Below are 24,548 nucleotides of genomic sequence, written 5' to 3' on the forward strand. Positions count from 1 at the left end.
GACCTCCAATAGCTTTCTAACGAGAAAGATGGCGAGCACGCTCTCGGGGTGTGCTCGCTTTTTTTACTGAATATGACCGAACCCCATACCATCCGTCTCAACGGTCCGTGGGAAATGATCGCCGGGGTTCCAGACGAACCGACTCGCGTGAAGCTTCCCGCTGCCTGGCCGCAGATCATTCAAGCGGCACGTTCGAGCTCGATTGTTCTGCAGCGATGGTTCCATCGCCCGACAGGGATCGACGACGGTAGCGTCGTCCAATTGAAGCTCGCAGAACTTCCCTTTTCAGGATCGATCTCACTGAACGATACCAGCCTGGGCATGTTTCCGGCGCAAAAGGAACATGCCCTGGACGTTGGCGATCATTTAACAGATCGGTGCTGTCTGACCATCTCGGTAGGCGAAGTCGCTGAACTGTCAGAGACTATTCCGACTCCGCAGATTTCGCTGGCGATTCTTCCGCCTCAGTCGCATTAGACTCGTTCGACTTCGTCGGCGGTTTGACCGGCTCAGGTCGAGCATCGATCAACGCGATGATCGTTTGCCCTGCTTTAGGAACGAAACTGTCGTCCGCAGTAACCATTCGCAGACGATTCGTTTCCGTGATCACAAACAACAACGTGGCTGACTCGCCATGGGTTTGCTGGAAGTCGTGGTAGGTAAACTCTTCGGTGATCGAAGTCTTTTTAAACTGGGCCCCCGCGGTCACACGCCGGGCAATTTTATAGAAGTCGAGCCCATGCCCGAAGATCACGCGACCCCGCAAATGATCCGAGACCGACTGACGTTTGCCAGACCCTGAATCCCACGGGCTGAGTTGGTAGACCTCTTTACGGCCGAACAAATGGGTGAATTCCATGCAAGCGAGCGAGTTCACCTCGTCGTTCGGCGTGGCCGCTAAAAGCCGGCCGATACCGCCCAGGTTCAACTCTTCGCTGACGAAGTCGGAAAGAATACTCGCACACTGGGCCGGTAAATTCTGCATCCGAGCGGCAGTGATATTGCGGAAGTTCGTATCGACCAACATCACGTGAAACCCAGCACTTTTGATCACGACGGCCAGTTCGCGAATCCAGCGATCTGCCCCGGCAATCAGCACACCCTGAGGGGCTGGACTAGCGAGTCCCAGCCAGCGTGCGACCGGGGAAGCAGTCAAACCGTAAAACGTCACCGTGCCGACAATCACCATGAAAACGACCGGCACGACGAGCGTTCCCTCAGGAATGCCACCGATCTCGTGCAAGTCGAGTGATTCGGCATGATGGGCGAGTTCAAACGAGAAAATCGAACCGACCGCGGCCGCCACAATACCACGCGGGGCCATGAAGCAAAGGAACACCTTTTCCCGCCAATTCAGCCCGCTTCCGAGCGTCGAAAGAAACACCGACGCCGGGCGAACGATCACAATCAAGATCGCCACGAACAGCAGACCCATCCAGCCCACTTCTAATAACGTCGTCAACGAGACTCGTGCGGCAAGCACGATGAACAAGCAGGAAATCAAGAGTACGCGGAGGTTCTCTTTAAACTCAAAGATATGCCGCACGGGGATGTGCTTCTGATTCGCCATCAGCAGCCCCAGCACGGTAACCGTCAACAAACCAGACTCGCTCTGGATGTAATTCGAGATCGCGAAAACAGAAAGCAACACGGCCAGAATGAACGCGTTGTGCAGAAAATCTGGAATCCAGTAGCTCTTCAGCGAAAAGATCATCATGTAGGCGGTCAAAACGCCCAGGACAACACCCACGAGTATTGTCTTAGCAATCGACCACATCGGCGTGGCCCAAGTTGCCCCTTCGCCGGTCTGCATGATGAACTCGAACACGAGAACCGCCAAAACGGCCCCGATCGGGTCGATCACAATCCCTTCCCATTTGGCCAACGAGCCAATCTTGCGGGAAGGACGTATATGACTCAGCAGTGGCCCCACGACCGTTGGCCCTGTGACGACGACAATCGCCCCCACCACGGCGGAAATCGCCGGCGAAAAGCCAATTACATAATGCGCAGCGACGGCCGCTAATCCCCAGACAATCAGCGCCCCAATGGTGACTAAACCACCCAGTGCAGGCCCCACTTCGCGCAGTTCGGCGAAGCGCAGACTCATGCCCCCTTCAAAAAGAATGACGGCAACCGAAAGCGAGACGATCGGGAACAGCACTTCGCGGCCGATCACTTCGTCAGGCCCTTCCGGAAGGAAACTGGCCAAAAAGCCGAACCCTAACAGAAGGAGAATGGAAGGGAGCCTTAACCGCCAAGCCAGCCACTGCGCAGAGATGCCCAGGGCCAAAATACCGGCAAAATAAAGGAGGTATAGCTTTTCTTCCACAACTTGAATCTCCAGATCGCGGACGCATCCTAGGGCGTTCGCATTCCTAAGGATCTTTAACCTACCTTACCGTGGCGCAAGAGCAAACCCCGCAGATCTTCCCAAACCCTAATGATTTCTTTAGGTTAGAGTGTTCCGCCTATCGGCCAGATAAGGTCCTTCATTTCCCGCCCAGGAACTGCACGCCATGCCTGTTGATAACCGCAGCCGTTACTCTTTTCGTCCTTTTGTGCTCTCGCTGCTCGTCGTTGCCGTGACGTCGCTGACCACAGTGAACCCCTTATCGGCTCAAACGCCAGGTCTGACGCAGGAAGAAATCGAAGATGGCTGGATTTCGCTGTTCGATGGCGAAACGCTTTTTGGCTGGAAGCAAATCACGAAGACCAACTGGAAAGTGGTCGACGGCACCATCGAGGTGAGCGACGGGGATGTCGGTCTGCTTTGTACGACAACCCAGTTCGCCGACTTCCAGCTCAAAGTCGATTTCATGGCGGAAGAAAACACCAACAGTGGGATCTTCCTGCGGACTTCTCCACAACCCAAGAGCCCGACTTATGACTGTTATGAATTGAATATCGCTCCCCCTTCCAATTCCTTTCCCACGGGCAGTATCGTCGGCCGCGAGAAAGTAACGCCGGAATGCAAACCGGGCGAGTGGCATACCTTCGAGATCCGCGCAGTAGGCCCCGTTTTGGAAGTCAAACTGGATGGCGAAGTTGTCTCCACGCTGGAAGATACGGACTACTTGGGCAAGGGATTCATCGGTTTGCAGTACAACGGTGGTAAAGCCAAATTCCGCAACATCGCTTTGAAACCGCTTGGGCTCAAGTCGATCTTCAACGGCAAGGACCTTAGCGGCTGGAAGCAGTATCCCGAGATGGTCACCAAGTTCTCCGTCACCGAAGAAGGGGCGATTCGTGCCCAAGACGGTCCAGGACAACTCGAAACCGAAGGCGTCTACGCAAACTTCGTTCTGCAAATGGAAGCGAAGACCAATGCAGAGAACCTCAACTCAGGCCTCTTTTTCCGTAGCATCCCCGGCGACAAGATGATGGGCTACGAAAGCCAGATCCATAACGGCATCGAAGGTGACGATCCGACCAAGCCGATCGACAGCGGTACCGGAGCTATCTTCCGACGAAGCGTCGCTCGCAAAGTGGTCAGTAAAGACAAAGAGTGGCTCATTAAAACTCTGATCGCCGAAGGTGCCCACATTTCGGTTTGGGTCAACGGCTATCAAGTTACCGACTGGACCGATCAACGCAAAGCCGATGAAAACCCGCGCCGCGGACTACGTCTGGAAGCTGGCACGATCATCCTGCAAGGTCACGATCCGACGACCGACGTGCTGTTCCGTAACTTTCAAATCCAAGAGTTGCCGGAACGTTGGCCCGTCAAGCGAACCAAGTAAACGAAAGCTGCGGTTAGAAACACGACTAACAAAAAATTGGGCCATGCTCACCACTAAGTGAGCATGGCCCTTGATTCGTTGGAAAAGTAAGTCAGCACCTGCGGCAATCGGCTTAGGTGATGCTGACCAGCTTTCGCAGTTCTTTTGGTAGAGGGAAGTGAACTTCTTCCTCGCGGATCGATCGCGTTTCGATCGTCGCGTCGAAGTTCTCGACCAGGTAATCGAGACATTCCTGGACGACATCTTCCGGGGCACTTGCGCCGGCGGTTACGAGGACACCTTCAACGCCGTCGAACCATTCCTTCTTGATGTCACTGGCCCCATCGATCAAGTAGCCTGGCGTGCCAGATTCCTTGGCCAGCTCTTTCAGTCGCTGGCTGTTGGAACTGTTCTGACTGCCCAGGACCAACACCATTTGAGCTTCGCTTCCCAAGATTCGCACCGCTTCCTGGCGGTTTTGGGTCGCGTAGCAAATGTCGGCTTTCGGTGGTCCTTTGATCTCGGGGAATCGATTTTTAAGCCGATTAATAATCCGAGTCGCATCGTCGACGGAAAGAGTCGTTTGCGTCAGGTAGGCCAGCCTGGTCGGGTCCTCAATTTCCAGCTTGTCGACGTCCGCTTCGGTCTCGACCAGAACGATCGCTTCAGGGGCTTCGCCCATCGTGCCGATCACTTCGTCGTGCCCTTCATGGCCAATCAAGCAGATGGTGTAGCCCAGCTTGGCGAATTTAATCGCTTCCAGGTGAACCTTCGTCACCAACGGACACGTGGCATCGATCGCCGTCAAATCACGGTCTTTGGCCGCTTTACGGATTTCCGGAGAAACGCCGTGGGCACTGAACAGCAAGATCGACTTGGGAGGAACTTCCTGCAGATCGTCCACGAAGATGGCCCCCTTCTTTTTGAAGGTTTCCACGACGTACTTATTGTGGACAATCTCGTGATAGACGTAGACCGGGGCTCCGAACGACTTTAACGCCAGATCCAAGCACTCGATCGCCATGTTCACCCCGGCACAAAAACCGCGGGGACTTGCTAGAATAACTTTCATTGGGCGAAGTACCTCCTCCATACTTTGCATCTTACCGCAACCCAATAACAGGGCATAGAGCAGCAGGCCCACCGGATGCCAGCATGGAATGGGAAAACGGTCTATCTTTGCGATCGAATTTCCGCAAAATTTGCAGTTTGCCTTCCTGTCTACGGCAGCAACCGACTTCCCAACACTTCGGATAACGCGTGACTCCATTTCAGTACCAGTTGGCCAATTATGGACCGAACGCCAGCTGGCAAACCCCCAGCACGAGCGATGCCTACGCGTATTGCCAAGATCTGACGGCTTCGTCGTACGAGAACTTCTCGGTGATCAGCTGGTTTCTGCCGACCGAACTGCATCCTCATTTCGCGGCCATTTATGCGTATTGCCGCTGGGCCGATGATCTAGCGGATGAAGTCGCCGACGATGCTGAAGGCCTCAAACTGTTGGCATGGTGGGAAGAACAACTCGAGTCCTGCTATCAACAGGAAGCCCATCACCCCGTATTCGTGGCGCTGAAACGAACCATTCGCGAATTCAAAATCCCGATCACACCACTTCGCAATCTGTTGATCGCGTTCCGTCAGGATCAAACCAAGAAGCGATACAACAGCTATCGCGAACTACTCGCTTATTGCCGAAACTCGGCCGATCCGGTCGGACGCCTGGTGATGTATCTGGGCCGCTGCTATTCGCCGGAAGCGGTCGTCTATTCCGATCGAGTCTGCACAGGGCTCCAACTGGCCAACTTCTGGCAAGATGTCCGCCGCGATTTCGACAAAGGTCGTATCTATATCCCTGCCGAAGACTTCGAGCAGTTCGAGCTTTCCATCGACGACATGCCCACATGTGCCGAAACGGATGCCTTCCGGGAACTGATCGAGTTTGAAGTCCGCCGGGCCGATCAACTGCTGACCTCGGGCGAACCGATCGTCGACTTCTTTCCGTCCAACTTGAAAGTCGATATCGCCCTGTTTATCCGTGGTGGTCAAACAATTCTAAAACAGATCCGCCATCAGCATTTCGATTCGTGGAGCCATCGCCCCAAAGTCAGCAAACGCACCAAAGTTAAACTGCTCGCCCAGGCCTGGTGGGAGATCCGCGTCCGCAACAAACGATTCAGTGCCGATCCGTACGAGGTGCCGGCATGAACGCTTCACTTGATGCCAGTTACGAAGAGTGTCGTCGATTCTCGAAGCAGTCTGGTTCGAACTTCCTGCTTTCGTTTTGGTTTCTGCCTCGCGAAAAACGTCAGGCGATGTACGCGTTGTACGCATTCTTTCGCCATACCGACGACCTTGCTGATGACGAAGGTTCCGATCGCGCGGCTAACTTGAACATTTGGCGAGAGCACTTCCGTGCTGCGATGCAAGGCGAATTCCTCGACACCCGACTGCAGGCATTGGTCGATACCATTCATCGGTATCAAATACCGGAGCAGTACCTGTTGGAATCGATCGACGGAGTGGAAAGCGATCTGACACGAACGCGATTCGCCGACTTCGCAGAACTGGAACATTACTGTTACCAGGTTGCCTCCGCGATTGGCTTAAGCTGCTTGCCGGTCTGGGGTATACGTCCCAACTTCAATCGCCACGCGGCCATCGCGGCCGGCGTCGCGTTTCAGCTGACCAATATCTTGCGAGACGTGCACGAAGACGCGCAGCGCGGAAGGATCTACGTTCCGCTGGAAGATCTTCAGCAGTTTGATGTCTCGGAAGCGTCGCTATTGGCTGGTCAATTGACCGCTGGATTCGAGCCACTGATGCGGCACGAAATCGAACGAGCCGAACAGCAGTTTACCGCGGCGCAAGCCTTGCGAGCCGATCTTTCGCCGGATGGACTACGCATCTACGACGCGATGACTGAAACCTATCACGATCTGCTGAAACAAATTTCCCGCACACCGACCGAAGTGCTGCAGCGAAAGATTCAAGTCGGCTCGTGGCGAAAAATGAAATTGGTGGCCCGACTGGCCATGTCGCGAATGCCACTGGGGAGCAGCGGCCCTCGCCAGGCGGAGGCTTGGTGATGGACGTCAACGCCATGCGTGGTCAACGCGTCGCAATCGTTGGTGGTGGCCTGGCAGGACTCGCCGCAGCGGAAGCTCTTTCGCGGTTTCCGTTTGAGATCCATCTGTTTGAAGCAAAGCGTTCCTTAGGTGGTCGCGCCGGAGCCTATAGTGACCCCGACCATCCGTCGCTGATCGATCGTTGTCAGCATGTGGCGATGGGCTGCTGTACCAACTTCCTTGGGTTCTGCGAGCGTCTGGAACTGGAAGAGTGCTTCCGCCGCGATACAAAGTTGCACTTCATCGACGCTGCAGGAAAAGCTCATCCTTTTTCGGCAAGCGGTTGGCTCCCTGCGCCGCTTCACTTGGCCTCGGCGTTTCGTAAGCAAGGCTATCTTTCCAAGCCAGATCAAAAGCGAATCGCCTCGGCACTGTGGGCGATGGCCCCTCCGGAAGCAGTCAAAAAGTATGCCGGCTGGAAAATGCACGACTGGCTCGTCGAGCAGCTTCAATCGGAAGAAGCGATCGCACGATTCTGGGAAATTGTACTGGTGAGTGCCTTAGGGGCTCCGCTGACGGAAGTCTCGTTCGTCGCGGCGCGGAAAGTCTTTGTCGATGGCTTCCTCCGACATCGAGAAGCATACCAGGTCTACGTTCCGCGAATCCCGCTGCAAGATGTGTTCGACGTACAAGCAGCTCAGAGGCTTGGTGAACGTGGCGTCCGCTTCCATCGTCAATCGCCGGTACGGCAAGTCGCTTACTTCAACTCGCGGTTCAATGTCCGTTTCGGACAAGGCCAAGAAGGAATCTTCGAGAACTTCATTGCCGCAGTACCATGGCATCAGTCTCCAAAGATCTTTTCGCCGATCCTGAAGAACCTGATGCCGAAGCTCGACAACGTCGACGAGATTGACTCGTCTCCCATTTCAAGCGTGCACTTATGGCTGGATCGCCCCCTGACGAAACTTCCGCACGCAGTGCTGCTGGATCGAACGAGCCAGTGGGTCTTCAACCATGGGGCTCGGCAATTCAAGAAATCGACTGCGTACTACTACCAGGTCGTTATTAGTGCCTCGCAAGATCTTGCTGGTCGAAAGCACGAGGAATTGTCGCGAAGCGTTCTCGCGGAACTGGTCAGTGCTTTTTCAGCTCAACCAGCGCCCTACTTGTTGGACTTTCAGGTCGTGACCGAAAAGCAAGCAGTCTTCTCTGCGACGCCCGCTTTGGAAGGTTTACGGCCAGCCCAAGGGACCATTCTGCCTGGTCTCGCATTGGCCGGCGATTGGACAAAGACTGGTTGGCCATCGACCATGGAAGGAGCCGTCCGAAGCGGGTACCTCGCCGCGGAAGCCATTCTGCGGAAGTACGACTACCACGATTCGGTCGGCGACGCCGATCTTCCCGTCAGTTTCCTCTCGAAGATGCTGTGGGGAATCGGGAAAGACGAATCGAATCGTTAATCGAGGCACGCCAATTGCGGTTCCTCAGTTTCGGAATAACCTCACCGGAACTGTGAAAGGATCACCATGTTTGCTGCCCGAATCTTCCTGGCTGTCATTGGCGCCGCGTACATGTTCCTTGGTGTGTGGTGCGCCGCCGCGCCAGGCAAGACATCAAAGTCGGTCGGCTTTAACCTGACGCCAGGTAGTGGAGAGTCTGAGTTCTTCACCGTCTACGGCGGGCTAGAGATTGGGTGGGGCTTGATCTTCCTGATGCCGCTTCTGATGACGGAAGCCACCCGACCGCTGCTGATCGGCTGCGTACTCATGCACAGCATGGCCGTCATCTTCCGAGCTATCAGCCTGTTCCTCTTTACCGGCTTCGGAACAACCACCTACGTTCTCGCCGGAATAGAGTGGGTCATCTTCCTCGCCTCGGCAGGACTATTAGCCTACATCAGTACAACCGGTAAAGCGGGCTAGTCAGTTGGTTCGTCCCTGACGGCTAAATCGAGTTGTGGAACAACCCCCGAGAGAAATCCAGCTAGTTTGTCGCTGGCTTTGTTGGCCATTGCGTTGAGGTTCCACATGTCTTTAATACTGCCAGGTCGATTGAAAATGGTCGCTGCTGCCGCTCCGAGCATGCCAGAAGTGGTCTTCTGGCTCATTAATTTTTCCAGGTCTTTCGGGAGCGGCTGATCGACGGTGTCAGAGATAATTCGTACCGAGATCAGCTTGGTATGTTTCTCGTGACAGGACTGAGCGATAGCGAGCGTCTCCATATCGACGGCAACAACGCTGTGCTTCTCGCCCAACTCGCGCTTCTCTTCGACGGTACGGATGATGCGATCGACAGTCAGCAGCTTGCCGCTGGCGAGTCCCTGAGTCGCTTCAATCTGCTGCTCGGTCAGGTTCAAGGGAATGGCGACCTCGTTCCCTTCTAAATCGGTCACGCGGTTGGCCATGACGACATGACCTCGCTTGAGTTCCGAAACTAACCCGCCTGCGAATCCAGCCGAGATGATCCACGTCGGACCGATGATATCGATCACATCCTTTGCCGCCGCGGCTGCCGAATTCCTTCCCACGCCGGTCTCGACAACGCCCACAACCTGCCCACCCAGCTTACCGACGGTGACGGTCCGTTTTTCCATCTTCACCGGCGTGGCAGATTCCAGCTTCTCTTTGAAACCGGCCGATTCGATACCCAGCGCAAACAACACCACCACTTCCGGCTTGGGAAGGTCCTCCGGGGCGACCTCGTCAGCATTTTGCTCGGCCAACTGCTGCGAGACAAAGTCCCGCACGACCGTTTGCCCTTGTTGTTGAAGAAAGTTGGAAACCAAGTAGCGTAACAACATAAGTTGAATTTCAGTGTGAGGTGTTCTGTTTTCAGCTACCCCGGTACGGTGCCCCGCAAATTGTGTCCGTTCTGGCGTTCTCTTGCTGAAAACGGAACACTGGAGGCTGAAAACTCGTATCTCGCCCCTTCGCGAACTATCGTGGGGGCCTCTACAATACAAGCTTCGCTCATAAAGCAGGTCGATTGCAAGGTGATTGGATGTCGGAGTGTCGTTATCAGTATGACGTTATCGTCGTAGGAGCCGGGCACGCAGGTACCGAGGCGGCCATGGCGGCTGCGCGTTTGGGGGCGAAAACAGCCCTACTGACGACCAATCTCGATACGGTTGCGCAAATGAGCTGCAATCCGGCGATCGGCGGGATTGCCAAAGGACAGATCGTCCGCGAAATCGACGCCATGGGTGGTGTCATGGGGGAAGCGATCGACGCGACAGGAATTCAGTTCCGACTGCTCAATCGCCGCAAAGGCCCCGCGATGCACAGTCCGAGAGCTCAAGCGGACAAGAAGGCTTACCAGTTTTGGGTGAAGCTGGCTGTCGAAGATCAAGCCAATCTCGACTTACGGCAAGAGATCGTTAGCGATCTGCTGACCGAAGAAGTCGACGGCAAACAGCGAATCACCGGCGTCAGTGTTCATGGTGGAGCAATCTACGCTGCTCCCTGCGTGGTGCTTACGACCGGGACGTTTCTATCGGCCATCATGCATACCGGCGAAACCAAAACGCCTGGCGGTCGTGGCGGCGAAGGGACCTCCAGCGGAATCAGTAGTGCACTAAATCGATTGGGCTTTCGTCTCGATCGATTCAAGACCGGCACGCCGGCTCGCTTGAACTATAACTCGATCGATTTCGCCAACGTTGAACTCCAACCAGGCGATGAAGATCCCCAGGCATTCTCGTACTTGACCGAGAAGCTAACGCTGGAGCAGATGCCCTGCCACATCACGTATACCAATGAAAAAGTCCACGACTTAATCCGCGCCAATCTTCATCGTGCTCCGATGTATAGCGGCGAGATCGAATCGCGCGGCCCACGTTATTGCCCCAGCATCGAAGACAAAGTGGTACGATTCGCCGATAAGGATCGGCATCAGTTGTTTCTCGAACCAGAAGGCTTCAACACCCGCGAAGTTTACGTCAACGGTATCTCGACGAGCCTTCCTCGTGACGTCCAGGACGAGATGTTCAAGCTGATCCCAGGGCTCGAGCACGCTCAGATCATGCGGTATGGGTACGCTGTCGAATACGACTTTTGCCCTCCCGACCAACTCTGGCCGTCACTGCAAACCAAAGATGTCGGCGGACTTTACTTTGCCGGGCAAATCAACGGCACGACCGGCTATGAAGAAGCGGCCGCTCAAGGGCTGATGGCCGGAATCAATGCGGCACTGGAAGGACGAGGCGAAGAGCCATTAGTTCTCGGCCGCGAACAAGCTTATATCGGTGTATTGATCGACGACTTAGTCACGTGCGGGGTCGACGAGCCGTACCGTATGTTCACCAGCCGGGCCGAACATCGTTTGATGCTCCGACAAGACAACGCCGACCGCCGCCTAACGCCGCTGGCCCACGAGCGTGGTTTAATTCAGCCGCAGCGCTGGGAACGATTCCAAAAGAAGCAGTCCCAGATCGATTCCGCCATGGAAACGCTCGGCTCAACGCGACACCAGGGTAATCTTCTGTCGAGTATTCTTAAGCGGAACGATTCGACCTGGGAGCAAGTCTGCGAATTGGCACCTGCTTTATGTGATATCTCCGACGAAGCAGCACTTCAGGTCACCTACGACATCCGCTATGAAGGTTACATTGCCCGGCAGCAAGTCGAAGTCGAGCGTCAGAAGCGACTCTCGCACAAACGAATTCCAGAATCTTTCGACTTCGCGCGACTCACACAAATGCGGACCGAAGCGCGGGAAAAGCTTGGCCAGATTCGTCCCACCTCGGTCGCTCAGGCCGAACGAATCAGCGGGATTACCCCTTCGGACATCGCGTTGCTACTGGTTTATCTCGACGGACGGATGGGGCCGAAATCCTCCTAACTTGGGGAATCCGATAGAGTTGCTATCACTAGCTTGCCATCAAAGCAGGCCGAAAATTAGCCACGAACGGGCTTGTAACGTTTTCGATTGTGATTAGGCAAAATATTGACCAACGAACCGCTTTGAGTCGCAAAGCGTTATCGGTGCTTAAGTTACGACATCCACATCAATCTTGACGTGGCATTCTGGGACGATATAATTCCGGCATCTGGCAAATTCGGTAAACAGGGTATATCCGGATGAAGAGCGGAAATACTCATTTATCGTGGGGTGGAACGATTACACACCTTCCAGAAAATCAGAGTTTTAAACGGGATGTACTCGTTTGACAGGGATGCGCAGAGCGCGAGGATGCTCAGAAAACCGTGGCGGCCTCCAACCTCACTTATCGCATTGGTTGCCCAACACGCTAGGGATAGGATGACAGCACATGAAAACAGTCTTTACCACCGGTGAAGCAGCGAAGATCTGCAAGGTCAGCCAACAGACCATCATTCGTTGCTTCGACTCGGGGCAATTGAAAGGATTTCGCGTCCCTGGCAGCCGGTTCCGACGCATCCCGCGCGATCAGCTGTACAACTTTATGCGTGAAAACGGCATCCCGACCGATGCCCTGGAAAGTGGCAAACGCAAAGCTTTGATCGTTGACGACGACGTCGACTTGGTCGAACTGTTGGTCGACGCATTCGAACGCGATGGCCGTTTCGAGCTGCGAACTGCCAACAACGGTTTCGATGCCGGCATGCTGGTCAAGGAATTTCATCCTGACATCGTCGTGCTGGATATCATGCTGCCCGATATTAATGGTAAGGAAGTCTGCCAGCGCGTCCGCATGGACAAGACGATGGAAGACGTCAAAATCCTTTGCATCTCAGGCATGATCGAGCAAGACAAAGTCGCCGATCTGATGGCATGCGGAGCCAATGAATTCATGCAGAAGCCTTTCTCTGTCGAAGCACTCGTCGACAAGGCTTGCAACATGCTGGACATGGAATCGGTAAATTCCTAGTTCTAAAGAGTTGCCTGGCAACCTTCTTTGGGGCAAACTGAGTCTTTCAGTTGCCCCGTCACTGGCGGCAGCCCTCGTCTGAGCCTCTTTGGCTCTCCCCTGCCCCAAGGAATCCTCATGCCTATTCTGCTGCGGATAATGCGTCCCGTTTTAATCGCCGCATGCGCTGGGATTCTGTCGGAACTGCGGACCGAACGCCCATGAAACCAGACTTGCCATTCACTCTGAAGCCCAATCACTTGCTCGCGTTCGTTTTGGCGTTTGCTGGGCTCGTTGCTTTCGGGATCGGTGGCAATGACTTAACACTATGGCTTAGTGGCACGCAAAGCCCGCTTCGCGTCACGCTCGAGACACTCGGCTCGTCGCCTGATCCATCCAACGTTCACGTGACGATCACCGACTTCGAGTTTCCTGACACGATTGTCACGGAAACGGTCCGGCGCAAAGTCCAAACCGTTTGGATCCCCTTGCAACTGCCAGGCTCGACGAAGTACTCGCAACAAACGAATTATCCCGTCATTGTTCGCGTCGACAACTTTGAAGACTACCAGAAGCGCCTCGACGAATTAGTCACTCGAACCGAACTAACGGGCGTGATCACCAGCGGCGTCGTCGGTATCGATAAATACACACGTGCCGAACTGCTTCGTGCGACCAATCAACTGCATTTTGAAGACGCGATTGTGATCAACGTCGATCGCGGCTTTCCCCAAACCAAATCAATCGTCATCGCCCTTCTGCTAGGCGCCGGTTTTTGGCTTGTTGCCGCCCACGCATTTTTCTCGCGGCCGTACCGATCGGACGAAGAGGAAGAATCGGAGGACGGCGAGTTCCAGTCGTCAGGACGATCCAACCCTTATCTCTAGTCGACCCAGGCAACTGTTCCCATGGCATATGTCCGCGTTTTTCTTGGCATCATCGGATTCGGTTTCTGTATCGCCGCGTTGATGCAGTTCACGACTTGGATAAAAGGAACTGCCGAGCCAGAAGTAGTCACACTACGGCAGTTGGCATCCGATGATCGCCCGAACAATATTCATCTCACGGTAACCGATTTTGTCTTTCAGTCGGAATACATCCAAGGCGGCATCACCAAGAACAGCATCTCCGAAGCTTGGATTCCGATGCTCGTTGTCGAGGAAGATGGCTCGTTCACCTCGCCAGAGCGACCGGTGATCGCGCATGTTGACCACATCCAAGACGATGCGAAGTACCTGGACGAAGTCTTCTTACGAACAGAAGTCACTGGCCTTGTGGCCAACCGTCTCGATGCACTCGATGCCCGTGAAAGAGCCCACCTGCGGGACGTAACCGACAACGCGAATCTCACACAGGCAATCGTTCTTAACATCGATGAAAAATTCCCCTCGCTGTTTGCAATCTTGGGCTTCGTAACGCTCGGCAGCATCTTAATTGCCATTTGCATCTGGCTTTCCCTCAAAGCGGCCAACCAACCGGAAGAAGTTACGGAAATACCGTCGATGAAAGAATTTCAAGCAACTTCGCGTGGCAACTCCCATGGAATCGATTAACGTGCGGACTCCCGTCCCCCATGCGTCTGCCTTGGCAGAATGCCCCTCCTCCTGACTCACTCCTTCAAGTTGATTTTCCGACTAGATTCACATCATCCCTCAACAGGAATTCACGTATGCGCAATGCTCTTCTGCGTCCCTTGCTCAACATGGGTGGCTTTTTTGTATTGGCCCTCGGTTTGGTCGCCATCTACTTTGGCTTTCTCAACTCGTCCGTCTACGTCGGCGGCTGGTCGACTCCCAAAGAGATTACGCTTGAAGAACTCGATGCGTCAGGCTCGATTTCCAGTAACCATGTCACGCTGACCGGCTATGACTTTCCAATTCGATACATCTCAAATTATTCCGGAGAAGCTTGGATCCCGCTAAGAGTTCAGACAGAAAAAGGAGGTTCCAAGCCTACCGAACATCCCATCATCCTCTATGTCACCAATGCCGATGACAAAGTCGAGGAACCAGCAGGCCTCGATTGGATCGGTACTTTTACCAGGTTCGACGAAGTCACCGAGCGCGAACAGTTGACAGGTATCCTTACCTATGGCGTGCCAGGCAGTAGCGGCAATCAGGCGCAAGAGCTTGGCGATATCGTAAGGAATGGTTCGATAGACGACGCAATCACCTTGCAGGTCGATAAGCCATTCCCAGGATTCTTTGAATCGATTCCTTGCATGCTGGCCGGGATACTGCTGGTGGGTGTCTCCGGCGTCATGTGGTTCTTTGGTAGTAGATTGTAGGCCTTTAAAGGTCACAATTTGTCCGTATGAATTTCCGCGTTATCGACTAAGATAAGATCCAACTTTGGATTTGATTGTCGCTAATTGCTAAACCGTCGTCGCATGGCCTCTCACGAAATGGAATCTTCTTCCGCGAACCGCTCGGATGAGAGCCGACAGCTGCGCGACGAGAAACTGAAAAGCCTCAAACGACTCGCGTATGGGGCCAGTCACGAGATCAATAATCCACTGGCAAACATCGCCAGCCGGGCTCAAGCCCTTCTGTTGGGTGAGAAAGATCCCGACCGCCGTCACGAACTGGCCACCATCTATGCTCAAGCGATGCGTGGCCACGAAATGATTGCCGACTTGATGCTTTTCGCGCGGCCCCCTGCTCCGCAGCTCGCGGAGTGTTCGCTTGACAGAATCGCGACCGATGCCGTTCAGCAAATGCAGTCTGCCGCCCAGCAGCAGCAAACGGACTTGAAGCTAGAGATTCCCAGCGAAACGACTACTTTGACGGCCGATGCCAATCTGTTGACGCTTGCCGCCGCGGCCCTGATTCGAAACGCGCTGGAAGCCCTTAAGCATGGCGGGCAAGTAGAAGTCACGTTGGCTGCCGACGAAGAAGTTGCCACGTTGGCCGTTCAAGACGATGGCCCTGGCATCGCGGACGAAATGGCAGACGTGGTATTCGATCCGTTCCACAGTGGACGGGAAGCTGGCCGCGGATTGGGCTTTGGCCTAACGAAGTGCTGGACCATTGCCAAAGCACACGGCGGCGACACCTACGTCGATACCGCGTTTGGTCCCGGGGCGAGGATCGTCCTTGAAATTCCTTTGCATCCGAAAATCAACAACGAGAGTGAGTAACGGATGGATCCACACCCGTTCGGCTGGCTGAGCTTGGTTCCCCCATTGGTTGCGATTGCCCTGGCAATCCTCACTCGACAAACCCTCATTTCGCTGCTGATCGGCATCATCTCTGGGGCCATCATTTTGCAAGATGGCAACGTCTTCGCCGGACTTTGGTCGACCGTGGCCGATTATCTTTGGCCAAAGCTGATCGCGGAAGACAAGCTGCAAGTCTATACATTCACCCTGTTGACCGGGGGGATGATCGGTTTGGTCTCTGCCTCCGGCGGCATGCGAGGGCTGGTGAATCTTATCGTTCCCTTCGCCAACACGCGTTCAAAGGGGCAAGTTACCAGTTGGTTGATGGGCCTGGTCATCTTCATCGACGACTACGCCAACATGCTGCTGCTCGGCGGAACACTGCGTCAAATCACCGACCGTTTGAAGATCTCCCGCGAGAAGCTCGCTTACATCGTCGACTCGACGGCCGCTCCTGTCTCCGGTTTAGCCATTGTTTCGACTTGGGTCGCGACCGAGATCAACTACATCGAAGAAGGCATCAACCAGATCAGCGGCGAGAACAAACCAGACGCGTTCCTGCTGTTCCTGCAAAGCATCCCCTACCGCTTTTACACGCTTTGGGCGCTGCTATTGGTCCCACTGGTGGCGGTCCTTAAACGAGACATGGGACCAATGGTTAAAGCGGAAGTTACTGCATTGACCGAGCCGGAAATCGCGGATGAAACCAATCCAGCCGCGGACAAGTTGCCGCAAACATCGAGTTGGCTTAACGCCGCCATTCCAATCGGCGTGATGCTGACGGTCGTGATTGGCTTTCTTTATTACACTGGTTTCACCACGGCCACAGAAGAAGGCATCGCCGATCCGTCCCTGCTGCAAATCTTCGGCAATGGCGACTCCTATATTTCATTGTTGTACGGTTCGGCGATTGGGCTGATGGTTGCCATCGTCCAAATTGCTCCACAGCGTTTGCTTTCCGCCAAGCAGCTCGGCTGGGCCGTTTTGAAGGGCTTCTGGGCGATGGCTCCGGCCCTGTTCATCTTGTGGTTGGCAGCTTCCCTCGCGGCTCAAACAGAGCCCCCAACCATCGACGAAGCGACCGGGCAAATGACACTCAACGGCCTGAACACGGCGGGTTACCTCGAACAAATCTTGCGAGCCAATCTTTCGATCACCTTCCTGCCGACAATCATCTTCCTGATTGCTTCGGCGGTGGCATTTTCGACAGGTACCAGCTGGGGCACGATGGGAATCTTGGTTCCCCTTTCCGTTTCGCTGACTGCCAACATGCTGACCGCCGGCGGTCAACCGCTCGACGTGTCCGATCCCATTCTGCTGACCGTTGTCGGAAGCGTCCTTGCTGGCGCGATCTTCGGCGATCACTGTTCACCGATTTCTGACACGACCATCCTTTCCTCTCAAAGCTGTGGCTGTAACCATGTGGCGCACGTGCGAACGCAGATGCCGTATGCCCTGCTTGGTGCGGTCGCGTCGATCGTTGCTGGTACGATTCCCGTCGCCCTTGGCCTGCCGGTGTTCTTCTGCCATATCTTGGGCGTTGGAGTACTCGTGGGAACACTCTTCCTTCTAGGCCGCAATCCAGAAACGATCGCCGCCGAAATGAAACAATCGCCCGATCCATCTTAGAATGGCAACGCGGCACGCTTCGTAAAGCGACCACGATTGGCCGACGAACCCCCAGCCTGAGCATTTGCCCCTCCCGAATCTGCCAATCGCGTTGTAACTGTTACAAGATCGGCCGACTCGGCAAAGGTGACCTCTTGCTGGCACGGGCGTCATGCCCTTGTTTTTCAGCGCCTTTGGTTGGTTCGCAACCATCGGCAACGGTTCAACTTGCGCGATTGTGCTGGCAAGGCTATCTGGGGCTGCTATCAGGCCACTTTTCGCAAATGTTTGCTTTCTCGGCATAGCGGTTGCAAGATGAAAGAGCGTTCCCCAATGACCCTGTGAAAAGAAAAGAGGACCCCATGTTCAGGAAGACCACGCTTGCCGCCTGCGTTATGTTTGCGGCTCCGGCTCTCCTTTCCGCCCAGGAGCAGCCTGCAGTGAAATGGGTCGACGCCACCTACAACGAAAACCGTCCGATGACCCGCATGGCCGCTCCTGGTGATTTAAAAGAGCCAGGCGCAATCGAGCTTTCCTCCGCCAACGGAACAGCCAACCCATCGCAGGATATCCAGCGTACGTCGGCTGTTACTCCAATAAACAACCAGTCGCAAAGCGTGCTGCGTACCTACGTCGGTCAACCAATCGAAAGCGAATCTCGCACTGTTGTCCAGTCGCAGTCGTCGGTCGTTGTCGAGAGCCCGCCACAAGAGACAATCGTGCAGTACTCTAACGAGCCTCGCACCATCGTGTACGACAATCCACAACCGATGCCGCAGCAAGAGGTTCGCCGCGTTGAATACCCTGGGTACCAGACGCAAACGTCGTACTATGTCGAGCCAACCAATCCCAACCCTTGGCACACTATCAACAATGGTGTTCAGCGAGTTCAGTACACCGCCCCGGCGACCTACTCCACTCCAATGACCACCACCGGCAATCCAGTTGTGGTCAATCGTCCGGTAACGACCATCGCGTACAACAACCCTCCGGTAGTTCAAACGCCTGTGGTCACCGGCACGGTTCCCGTACCTAACGCCACCGTTTATCCCGTCGATCGCACATCGTTCCGCCCGGTGCTGCCGATCATCCCGATGAACAACAATTCGTACGTCGGCCGCGGTCTGCTGGGCCAGCCAAAGGTTTACACCGAAGGCCAGCCGATCCGCAACAGCTTGCGATACATCCTCCCATAACGACCCAATTCCCAGGAGGGCGAAGGGCGTTCCGATTTCGGGACGCCCTTTTTTTATGGATAGTCTTCAGCAAAAAGGGCTGTCGCACTTGCTTTAAAGTGGAATGCCTGACCGTTGATTTCGCTCGTTAGTTCGTTTCGACTGTCTCTCGAATGTGATCTAGTACGCGGAGGTGGATGCGGTGGACGATCATGTCGCTCCACAGCATCCAGTAGGCTTGGGGAAACATTTCCAGTTGGTACCACGTCCGGCCTTCCAATCGTGTCTTCCCGTTGGCCAAGCGAACCAAACGAAACTCGCCGCGGTTGCTCCGCATGTAGCCATCCAAATGTGGCGGATGGACTCCACGGAAAGGGCTTAACTCGACCAGCGGATCTGGCTGCTCGGTCACATCAAACGCGAGTCGATGCGGTTCGTCCCAAACTGTAACGGGTTCAACAAATTCGCCCGTCGTGAACTCGCAGTGGCGAACCGCACCAACGCCATGCCCCTCGATATACGCACTCTGCGGCGAGGCAATTCCAAGCTGAAAGTACCATGGAGGTGGCGTTTCAATTTCAGGGAACGCAATGACGGTCTCCCAAACTTCGGTCGGCGATGCGTCGATGTCGACCGCCGTCATCACCACAGTTTCGTACGGCGTATTGGTATACGTTTCGAGCCCCGCCAATAACGGCAAACAAATCACGATGGCTGAAATGTGAGGCATTTGATTCTCATCGCGCGTCGCTTCCGCGATCACCCAGCCCAGCAATGCCCCGAAGAGCCCTAGCGGAAGGATCAGCGGCAGCGCCATCACAATGCATATCAGTCCTTCCAGCGCGAACATTAGCAGCCCCACCGCCGCGAAACTGACCACCGCCAGTCCGATGCCCAGGCTGCCCCAGATCGACATAGTCTGCCGTCGATTGAATAAGTAACTGCTCGTCGTCCCCATCACGATCGGCGACCCGATGAATAGACCGGTGCCGTAGTTTCCCAGAAACAAAACGCTGACGGTCATCATCAACGCCCCGATCACCAGCCCAGACACAATCGAACCGACGATCAACGCTTGTAGCTGCGGATCTTCTTCTGGCTCTTCAGGCACCCGCTTTACGGTTCGCTCGGCTGGTGCCGCAGGCGTGAAGACCAGTATCCCCACAATAATAAGATTGAGCAGCGGAACGAGAATGAACAGCGCCATCCAGGGCGAGATTCCTTCGGCATCGATCGCCCTGCGCACGCTCATCGTCAATGCGATCCACAGAAAAGGGATCGTCCAAATGAAGATGCTCCACGCCAACAGCGTGTGGTCGGCGAAGTCGGCAGCATGATACGAAAAGACAGGGCTCAAGAATTCCAGCGGCGAATAAAACTGCTTCGTCACACCGTAGACACTGATCGCCTCGACGACATATTTGAGCACCGTCAGCGAAACCCCTGCGACAATGTATTGCCGCTGCGTCACCGGTTGGCTAAGCCCGAACACGATACTTAAAAGCGATTGTGGCCGCGTCATGCGAACCTCCTGTGCTGAAAATTCAAGGAACGACACGCCAACTGGGAAACCTGTCCGGCACACAACGACAATTCGGCAATTATCTCAGGATTTCTCCCCCCGCGATTGTTACCACGGCACCCTCGGTTCGGTTATTTGCAAGGCGAGATGCCTTTGGGAAAAGTGTATGCCCACCAAGTCGTTTCAACCGATCGGTCACTTCACGATTGCCATGCTGATGGAATTCACCGCCGCATGCGCGATGGCCGCGTCGGTGGCGTGGCTGGTGGGTTATGCCGCCAGCGGCCTGCTGGTGCTCGCCTCGCTTGGGCTGCTCTTCCGCCAAGGCTGGCTCGTCCTCGTCGCGCTCACCATCATGCTGATGGGTATCTACGAAGGCTCTCTCTTACGCCCCGAAAAGAATTCCCTGACAGCGATCGCCATCTGCGTAGCATTGATCGGAGCTTTCGCCGGACTCCGGATTCTGTTGCGACGAAGTTAGCGCACCGGCGGCAACATTCCGGACAGCGACCAGCCGATGGCTACGATCGAAAGAATAGTAATCACCACGATTGCCCATATCGGTTGTCCCGACTTAACGGCTCGGTAAACAGCGATTGCGGCGAGACCAACCTGAAGCGGCCATGTCGCGATGAGTGGACGCAAGGGCAGAAGCCATGAAAGAGTGGGCTCCCATTCGCTGTAACCGAGCAGCTGATAGGACGGTCCCAAAATCATCACGACGGCGAAGATCGGCCAGCAGGACAACGTTCGACCTCGGCCTTCCGATGCCTTCCGCGGAGATTGATAAGGGTTATCTGGCAAAGAAATCTCCTTTGGTCATTCAACGCCGTACCAGCGTTGGGTGCCCTGCTACTGCACCGAGGGGAGCATCACCCATAATGACCCAGCGACAAATGCCAACGCCACAAGCGTAACGATAGCCACGTACGTGGTCGACTTCTTTTCATCCCGAGCTGCGTTCCGGACAAAGGCGACCAGAATGATCTGACCTGGCCACAGATAAACCAGCGGTAGTAACGGCCGCGCCCAGTGAAATACCGGAGCGATTTCACTTGAGCCGACGATTTTGAAAAAGATCGTACTGAGTGCGAGAAGCGCGAGCCATCTCAAAGACCACGCGATTTCCGGATCAGCCGGCTCGTCGTCGTTGGTCTCATTCAACCGGTCTTGCGATGGTTCGAACGTCGGCATGGCGTACACCTCTGTCCGCACGGCGAACGCTACTGCAGTACCGGCAGTTCTGTTTGCTTGCGGTCTGGCCGTTGCGGCGATTCCGCTTCGTCGATGCGTTGGTCTTCATCCAAGCCGGTGATCGTACGGTTCTTTTTCGGAGCGCCGAAAAGAGTCAGCTTGGCGGTTTCCATCAAACCGCGAAGCGAAGAGAACGTTGCGTCGACGGCGCTCGGTTCGTAGCCGCTGTGCACCATGCAGTTGGCGCACTTGGGGTTACCGCTTTGCGTGCCGTAGTTGTCCCACTCGACCGCTTCCAACAGCTCGGCGAAGGTTTGCGTGTGCCCTTCGTCGACCAGGTAACACGGCTTTTGCCAGCCGAAGATGTTGTACGTCGGATTGCCCCACGGCGTACACTCAAGATCGTAGTTCCCCTTCAGAAACTCGACGAAGAGCGGGCTTTGGTTGAACTGCCAGGCCTTCTTCGGAGCCGACAAGATCTCGCGGAACAGCTTGTAGGTTTGGTTCCGTTTCAGGAAGTGATCCTGATCCGGCGCTTTCTCGTAACTGTAGCCTGGCGAAAGCATCATTCCTTCCACGCCAAGCTTCATCATCTCGTCGAAGAAACCTCGAATCCGTTCCGGCTGGGCCCCGTCGAACAGTGTCGTGTTTGTCGTGACACGGAAGCCTTGCTTCAATGCCGCTTTGATCGCGCTGACGGCGATGTCGTACGTTCCTTCGCGGCAGACGGCATGGTCGTGCTCTTCGCGCGGGCCATCCATATGAACGCTGAACGTCAGGTACTTGCTCGGCTTGAACTGCGAAAGCGACTTCTCCAGCTTCAGCGCGTTGGTACACAAATAGATGTACTTCTTCCGCTTCACCAGCCCTTCCACGATCTCCGGCATTTGCGGATGCAGCAGAGGCTCGCCGCCGGGGATACTGACGATCGGGGCCCCACATTCATCGACGGCCGTGAAGCACTGCTCTGGGGTGAGCTGCTTGCGGAGGATTTCGACAGGGAACTGAATCTTCCCGCACCCGGCACATGCCAGATTGCAGCGGAACAGTGGTTCCAGCATCAGAACCAATGGGTAACGTTTCCGCCCGAGCAGCTTTTGCTTGAGGACGTACGACGCGACGGTCCACATTTGCGAGATTGGGACGCTCATCGCGAGCCTTCTTTCGTGTCAGTCGATTTCTTCGCCCACGTGGCCAATGCCAACAGTGGGAAATAGATACGGTAGTAGTGATATCGGAGGTAGAAGACTTGGGGAAAGCCGGTACCTGTGTACGGCTCTTCGTCCCATGTGCCATCCTCATTCTGTGTCGAAAGCAGGTACTGAATGCCGCGGCGAACAGCGTCGCTGTCCTCTTTGCCGGCCGCAATCAGTCCCAGCAATGCCCAAGCGGTCTGCGAAGGTGTCGGCGTGCCGATCCCTTTCAGATTGGGATTCTCGTAACTGTCGCACGTTTCGCCCCACGCGCCTGATTGCTGCTGCGTGTCGATCAGCCATTGGGCCCCGCGCTGTACGGCCTCGTCGTCGGTCGGAATGCCAACCGCGGTCAGGCCGACAATACACTGCCAGGTACCATAGATGTAGTTAACGCCCCAGCGGCCAAACCAGGAGCCATCTTCGTACTGGTTGTCGCGAATGTAAGTGATCGCTTTGCGAACGGTATCGCCCAGTTTGCCGCGGCTGTTTTCATTCACGCCCAACAGTCCGTACGCTTCGATCACTCGCGCCGACAAGTCTGGCCAGCTAGGGTCGATCATGGCGTTGTGATCGGCGAACGGCACTTTGCACAGGAACTCGGCGTCGTTGTTCTTATCGAACGCTCCCCAACCGCCATCATGGTTTTGCATCTCGCTGCTCCACGCCAGCGCACGCTTGGTGGCACTCGAAATCCGGTCCAGCAGCATGGCCTGACCGACGGCGTCCTGAGCCGAAACTTTGTTCGATGTCGTGACGATCGTGGTGTTTTCCCACGATTGGCCAGGATGCACTTCCAGCGAAACGCCACACTCGGCCAACTGCTCTTGCAGCGCCATCAGTGCCATCGCCGTATCGTCGAGGTCAGGGTAGAACTCGTTATTGAACTCAAAGTACCACCCGCCTGGCTCGCAGCGGACGTTGTTCGTCCAGTCCCCTTTCTCGCGGACTTCCTTGGAAAGCATCCATTCGACCGACTTGCGAATCCGTGGCTCGTCCGCGCCATGGCGTGCCGCGGCGAGGGCTCGCAGCGTGATGGTCGTATCCCAAACAGGGCTTCTGCAGGGCTGAATGCGGGTCGTTTCCTCTTCGTCGTCGTGCAGCATCAGCTTGTCGATTTCGTCCCAGCAGTACTGCACCGACTCGTGATCGTCGGAGTAGCCCAGGGCTTTGAACGCGACAATGCTCCAGAGGATCGGCGGGAAGATCGCCCCGACGCCGTCACTTTTGGGCATGCGGTCGAGGATCCATTGTTCGCACAATTTCAAAGCCCGCGATCGAAGCGGACGCAGACGCAGCTTTTCGATCTGCTTCAAGCAGCTGTCAGCTGTGCGGAAGAAACGATCCCACGTGAACAGCCCCTTCGCTTTCTCTTGCCCTGGGCAGCGGAGCTCTGGCCACTGGTGCGGCGGCTTGATGAACAGTTCCTGAATCGAGCACTCGTCGCTTCGGTCGACCACCGGACGAAGTGCCCAGCAGATCGCCAGTGGAATGAAAATGGTTCGCGACCAGCTGCTCATGCGATAGATGTTCAGCGGGAACCAGTTGGGCAGCAAGATCATCTCTGGCGGAATTGCGGGGCAGATCTCCATCGGGATTTGCCCCAGCAGTGCCAAGTACAACCGCGTGAAGCTGTTCACCGCGTCGGCGCCGCCTGCCTCCAGGATCGCATCGCGAGCTTTCACCATGTAGTTAGCCGACGGCGAGTGCCCGGTCAGCTTCAACGCGAAATAAGCCTTCACGCTGGAACTGATATCGATCTTCGCTTCCGGGTATTGGCTCCATGTGCCATCTTCGCGCTGCTGTTCGAGCAGTTTCTTGGCGACTCGCTGGGCCAGTTCCGAGTCTTCGCGACGTGCCCAAGCCAAGAGCAGCAGGAACTCGCTTTGCAGGATCGAATCCCCTTCCAGCTCGGCACACCAATAGCCATCTTCCGCCTGTTGCGAAAGGAGCCAGTTGGAAGTCCGCTCGATAGCGGTCGACAAAGAAGGAGCGTCAGCAGAGCCGTTGCCGGCGCCGCCATTGGGCCGCCGATCTCGGGCAAGTGAGGAGGATCCATCCATCATGGCTAATTCATCG

Annotated in this window: 23 protein-coding genes; 15 read left to right on the top strand and 8 right to left on the bottom strand. The window is 55.4% G+C overall.

Annotated features, from left to right (window positions below; genetic code table 11):
* Positions 1-72 precede the first annotated feature (72 nt).
* On the top strand, positions 73-477 hold the full coding sequence (locus tag LA756_RS12600; RefSeq protein ID WP_224440228.1) for a hypothetical protein: 405 nt from the start codon (positions 73-75) through the stop codon (positions 475-477).
* On the opposite strand, the gene LA756_RS12605 is transcribed toward LA756_RS12600, so the two are convergent.
* Positions 425-2,332 carry a sodium:proton antiporter gene (locus LA756_RS12605; RefSeq protein WP_224440229.1) on the bottom strand — a complete coding sequence of 636 codons (1,908 nt, stop codon included), beginning with the start codon at positions 2,330-2,332 and terminating at the stop codon, positions 425-427. The genes LA756_RS12600 and LA756_RS12605 overlap by 53 nt on opposite strands.
* Positions 2,333-2,519: 187 nt before the next feature.
* Here LA756_RS12605 and LA756_RS12610 point away from each other — a divergent pair, with 187 nt between their 5' ends.
* Positions 2,520-3,743 (top strand): DUF1080 domain-containing protein, encoded by a 1,224-nt coding sequence (locus tag LA756_RS12610; RefSeq protein ID WP_224440230.1) that lies wholly within the window; start codon positions 2,520-2,522, stop codon positions 3,741-3,743.
* 112 nt (positions 3,744-3,855) lie between these two features.
* On the opposite strand, the gene ispH is transcribed toward LA756_RS12610, so the two are convergent.
* The gene (ispH, locus tag LA756_RS12615) at positions 3,856-4,794 is read right to left on the bottom strand and encodes a 4-hydroxy-3-methylbut-2-enyl diphosphate reductase (protein WP_224440231.1); all 939 of its coding nucleotides are present in this window, start codon (positions 4,792-4,794) and stop codon (positions 3,856-3,858) included.
* A gap of 188 nt (positions 4,795-4,982) precedes the next feature.
* On the opposite strand from ispH, the gene hpnC reads away from it, so the two are divergent.
* The 4 genes from hpnC to LA756_RS12635 all read left to right on the top strand — a co-directional run bounded on the left by hpnC (position 4,983) and on the right by LA756_RS12635 (position 8,712).
* Positions 4,983-5,930 (top strand): squalene synthase HpnC, encoded by a 948-nt coding sequence (gene hpnC / locus LA756_RS12620; RefSeq protein ID WP_224440232.1) that lies wholly within the window; start codon positions 4,983-4,985, stop codon positions 5,928-5,930.
* Positions 5,927-6,811 carry a phytoene/squalene synthase family protein gene (locus tag LA756_RS12625; RefSeq protein WP_224440233.1) on the top strand — a complete coding sequence of 295 codons (885 nt, stop codon included), beginning with the start codon at positions 5,927-5,929 and terminating at the stop codon, positions 6,809-6,811. Before hpnC ends, LA756_RS12625 begins: the two co-directional genes overlap by 4 nt.
* Positions 6,724-8,250, top strand: coding sequence for a hydroxysqualene dehydroxylase HpnE (gene hpnE, locus LA756_RS12630; protein WP_224440234.1), 1,527 nt, complete (start codon positions 6,724-6,726; stop codon positions 8,248-8,250). The genes LA756_RS12625 and hpnE overlap by 88 nt, the downstream gene beginning before the upstream one ends.
* Positions 8,251-8,316: 66 nt before the next feature.
* A complete protein-coding gene (locus LA756_RS12635; protein ID WP_224440235.1) occupies positions 8,317-8,712 on the top strand; it encodes a hypothetical protein in 396 nt (131 codons plus the stop codon).
* Here LA756_RS12635 and LA756_RS12640 read toward each other — a convergent pair.
* Positions 8,709-9,590 carry a hypothetical protein gene (locus tag LA756_RS12640; RefSeq protein WP_224440236.1) on the bottom strand — a complete coding sequence of 294 codons (882 nt, stop codon included), beginning with the start codon at positions 9,588-9,590 and terminating at the stop codon, positions 8,709-8,711. The genes LA756_RS12635 and LA756_RS12640 overlap by 4 nt on opposite strands.
* 200 nt (positions 9,591-9,790) lie before the next feature.
* On the opposite strand from LA756_RS12640, the gene mnmG reads away from it, so the two are divergent.
* From mnmG to LA756_RS12680, 8 genes are all read left to right on the top strand, one after another.
* Positions 9,791-11,629, top strand: coding sequence for a tRNA uridine-5-carboxymethylaminomethyl(34) synthesis enzyme MnmG (gene mnmG / locus LA756_RS12645; RefSeq protein ID WP_224440237.1), 1,839 nt, complete (start codon positions 9,791-9,793; stop codon positions 11,627-11,629).
* Positions 11,630-12,059: 430 nt separating this feature from the next.
* Entirely contained in the window at positions 12,060-12,638 is a 579-nt protein-coding gene (locus LA756_RS12650) for a response regulator (protein ID WP_105350268.1), read from the top strand.
* A gap of 200 nt (positions 12,639-12,838) precedes the next feature.
* Positions 12,839-13,504 (top strand): hypothetical protein, encoded by a 666-nt coding sequence (locus LA756_RS12655; protein ID WP_224440238.1) that lies wholly within the window; start codon positions 12,839-12,841, stop codon positions 13,502-13,504.
* 21 nt (positions 13,505-13,525) lie between these two features.
* Complete coding sequence (locus LA756_RS12660; protein ID WP_224440239.1) at positions 13,526-14,170, top strand: hypothetical protein; 645 nt, start codon at positions 13,526-13,528, stop codon at positions 14,168-14,170.
* 116 nt (positions 14,171-14,286) lie between these two features.
* Positions 14,287-14,904, top strand: coding sequence for a hypothetical protein (locus LA756_RS12665; RefSeq protein ID WP_224440240.1), 618 nt, complete (start codon positions 14,287-14,289; stop codon positions 14,902-14,904).
* 117 nt (positions 14,905-15,021) lie between these two features.
* On the top strand, positions 15,022-15,756 hold the full coding sequence (locus tag LA756_RS12670; protein WP_224440241.1) for a HAMP domain-containing sensor histidine kinase: 735 nt from the start codon (positions 15,022-15,024) through the stop codon (positions 15,754-15,756).
* 3 nt (positions 15,757-15,759) lie between these two features.
* A complete protein-coding gene (locus tag LA756_RS12675) occupies positions 15,760-17,406 on the top strand; it encodes a Na+/H+ antiporter NhaC family protein (RefSeq protein ID WP_224440242.1) in 1,647 nt (548 codons plus the stop codon).
* A 341-nt stretch (positions 17,407-17,747) separates the two neighbouring features.
* On the top strand, positions 17,748-18,581 hold the full coding sequence (locus tag LA756_RS12680; RefSeq protein WP_224440243.1) for a hypothetical protein: 834 nt from the start codon (positions 17,748-17,750) through the stop codon (positions 18,579-18,581).
* 127 nt (positions 18,582-18,708) lie between these two features.
* On the opposite strand, the gene LA756_RS12685 is transcribed toward LA756_RS12680, so the two are convergent.
* The gene (locus LA756_RS12685) at positions 18,709-20,082 is read right to left on the bottom strand and encodes a hypothetical protein (protein WP_224440244.1); all 1,374 of its coding nucleotides are present in this window, start codon (positions 20,080-20,082) and stop codon (positions 18,709-18,711) included.
* Between the two features lie 166 nt (positions 20,083-20,248).
* Between LA756_RS12685 and LA756_RS12690 the strand changes: the two genes are divergently transcribed.
* A complete protein-coding gene (locus LA756_RS12690) occupies positions 20,249-20,563 on the top strand; it encodes a hypothetical protein (protein WP_224440245.1) in 315 nt (104 codons plus the stop codon).
* Here LA756_RS12690 and LA756_RS12695 read toward each other — a convergent pair.
* The 4 genes from LA756_RS12695 to LA756_RS12710 are packed head-to-tail and all read right to left on the bottom strand — an operon-like array spanning position 20,560 to position 24,535.
* Positions 20,560-20,886, bottom strand: a complete 327-nt coding sequence (locus tag LA756_RS12695) for a hypothetical protein (RefSeq protein WP_224440246.1) — start codon at positions 20,884-20,886, stop codon at positions 20,560-20,562. The two genes, LA756_RS12690 and LA756_RS12695, sit on opposite strands and share 4 nt — an antisense overlap.
* A 48-nt stretch (positions 20,887-20,934) precedes the next feature.
* On the bottom strand, positions 20,935-21,276 hold the full coding sequence (locus LA756_RS12700) for a hypothetical protein (RefSeq protein WP_224440247.1): 342 nt from the start codon (positions 21,274-21,276) through the stop codon (positions 20,935-20,937).
* A 29-nt stretch (positions 21,277-21,305) separates the two neighbouring features.
* Positions 21,306-22,427: an adenosyl-hopene transferase HpnH gene (hpnH, locus tag LA756_RS12705; RefSeq protein ID WP_224440248.1), complete on the bottom strand. Its 1,122-nt coding sequence runs from the start codon at positions 22,425-22,427 to the stop codon at positions 21,306-21,308.
* Entirely contained in the window at positions 22,424-24,535 is a 2,112-nt protein-coding gene (locus tag LA756_RS12710) for a prenyltransferase/squalene oxidase repeat-containing protein (RefSeq protein WP_224440249.1), read from the bottom strand. Before LA756_RS12710 ends, hpnH begins: the two co-directional genes overlap by 4 nt.
* Positions 24,536-24,548: the final 13 nt, after the last annotated feature.

The organism is Bremerella sp. TYQ1 (genome assembly GCF_020150455.1).
In the GTDB taxonomy this organism is placed as follows: Bacteria; Planctomycetota; Planctomycetia; order Pirellulales; family Pirellulaceae; genus Bremerella; species Bremerella volcania_A.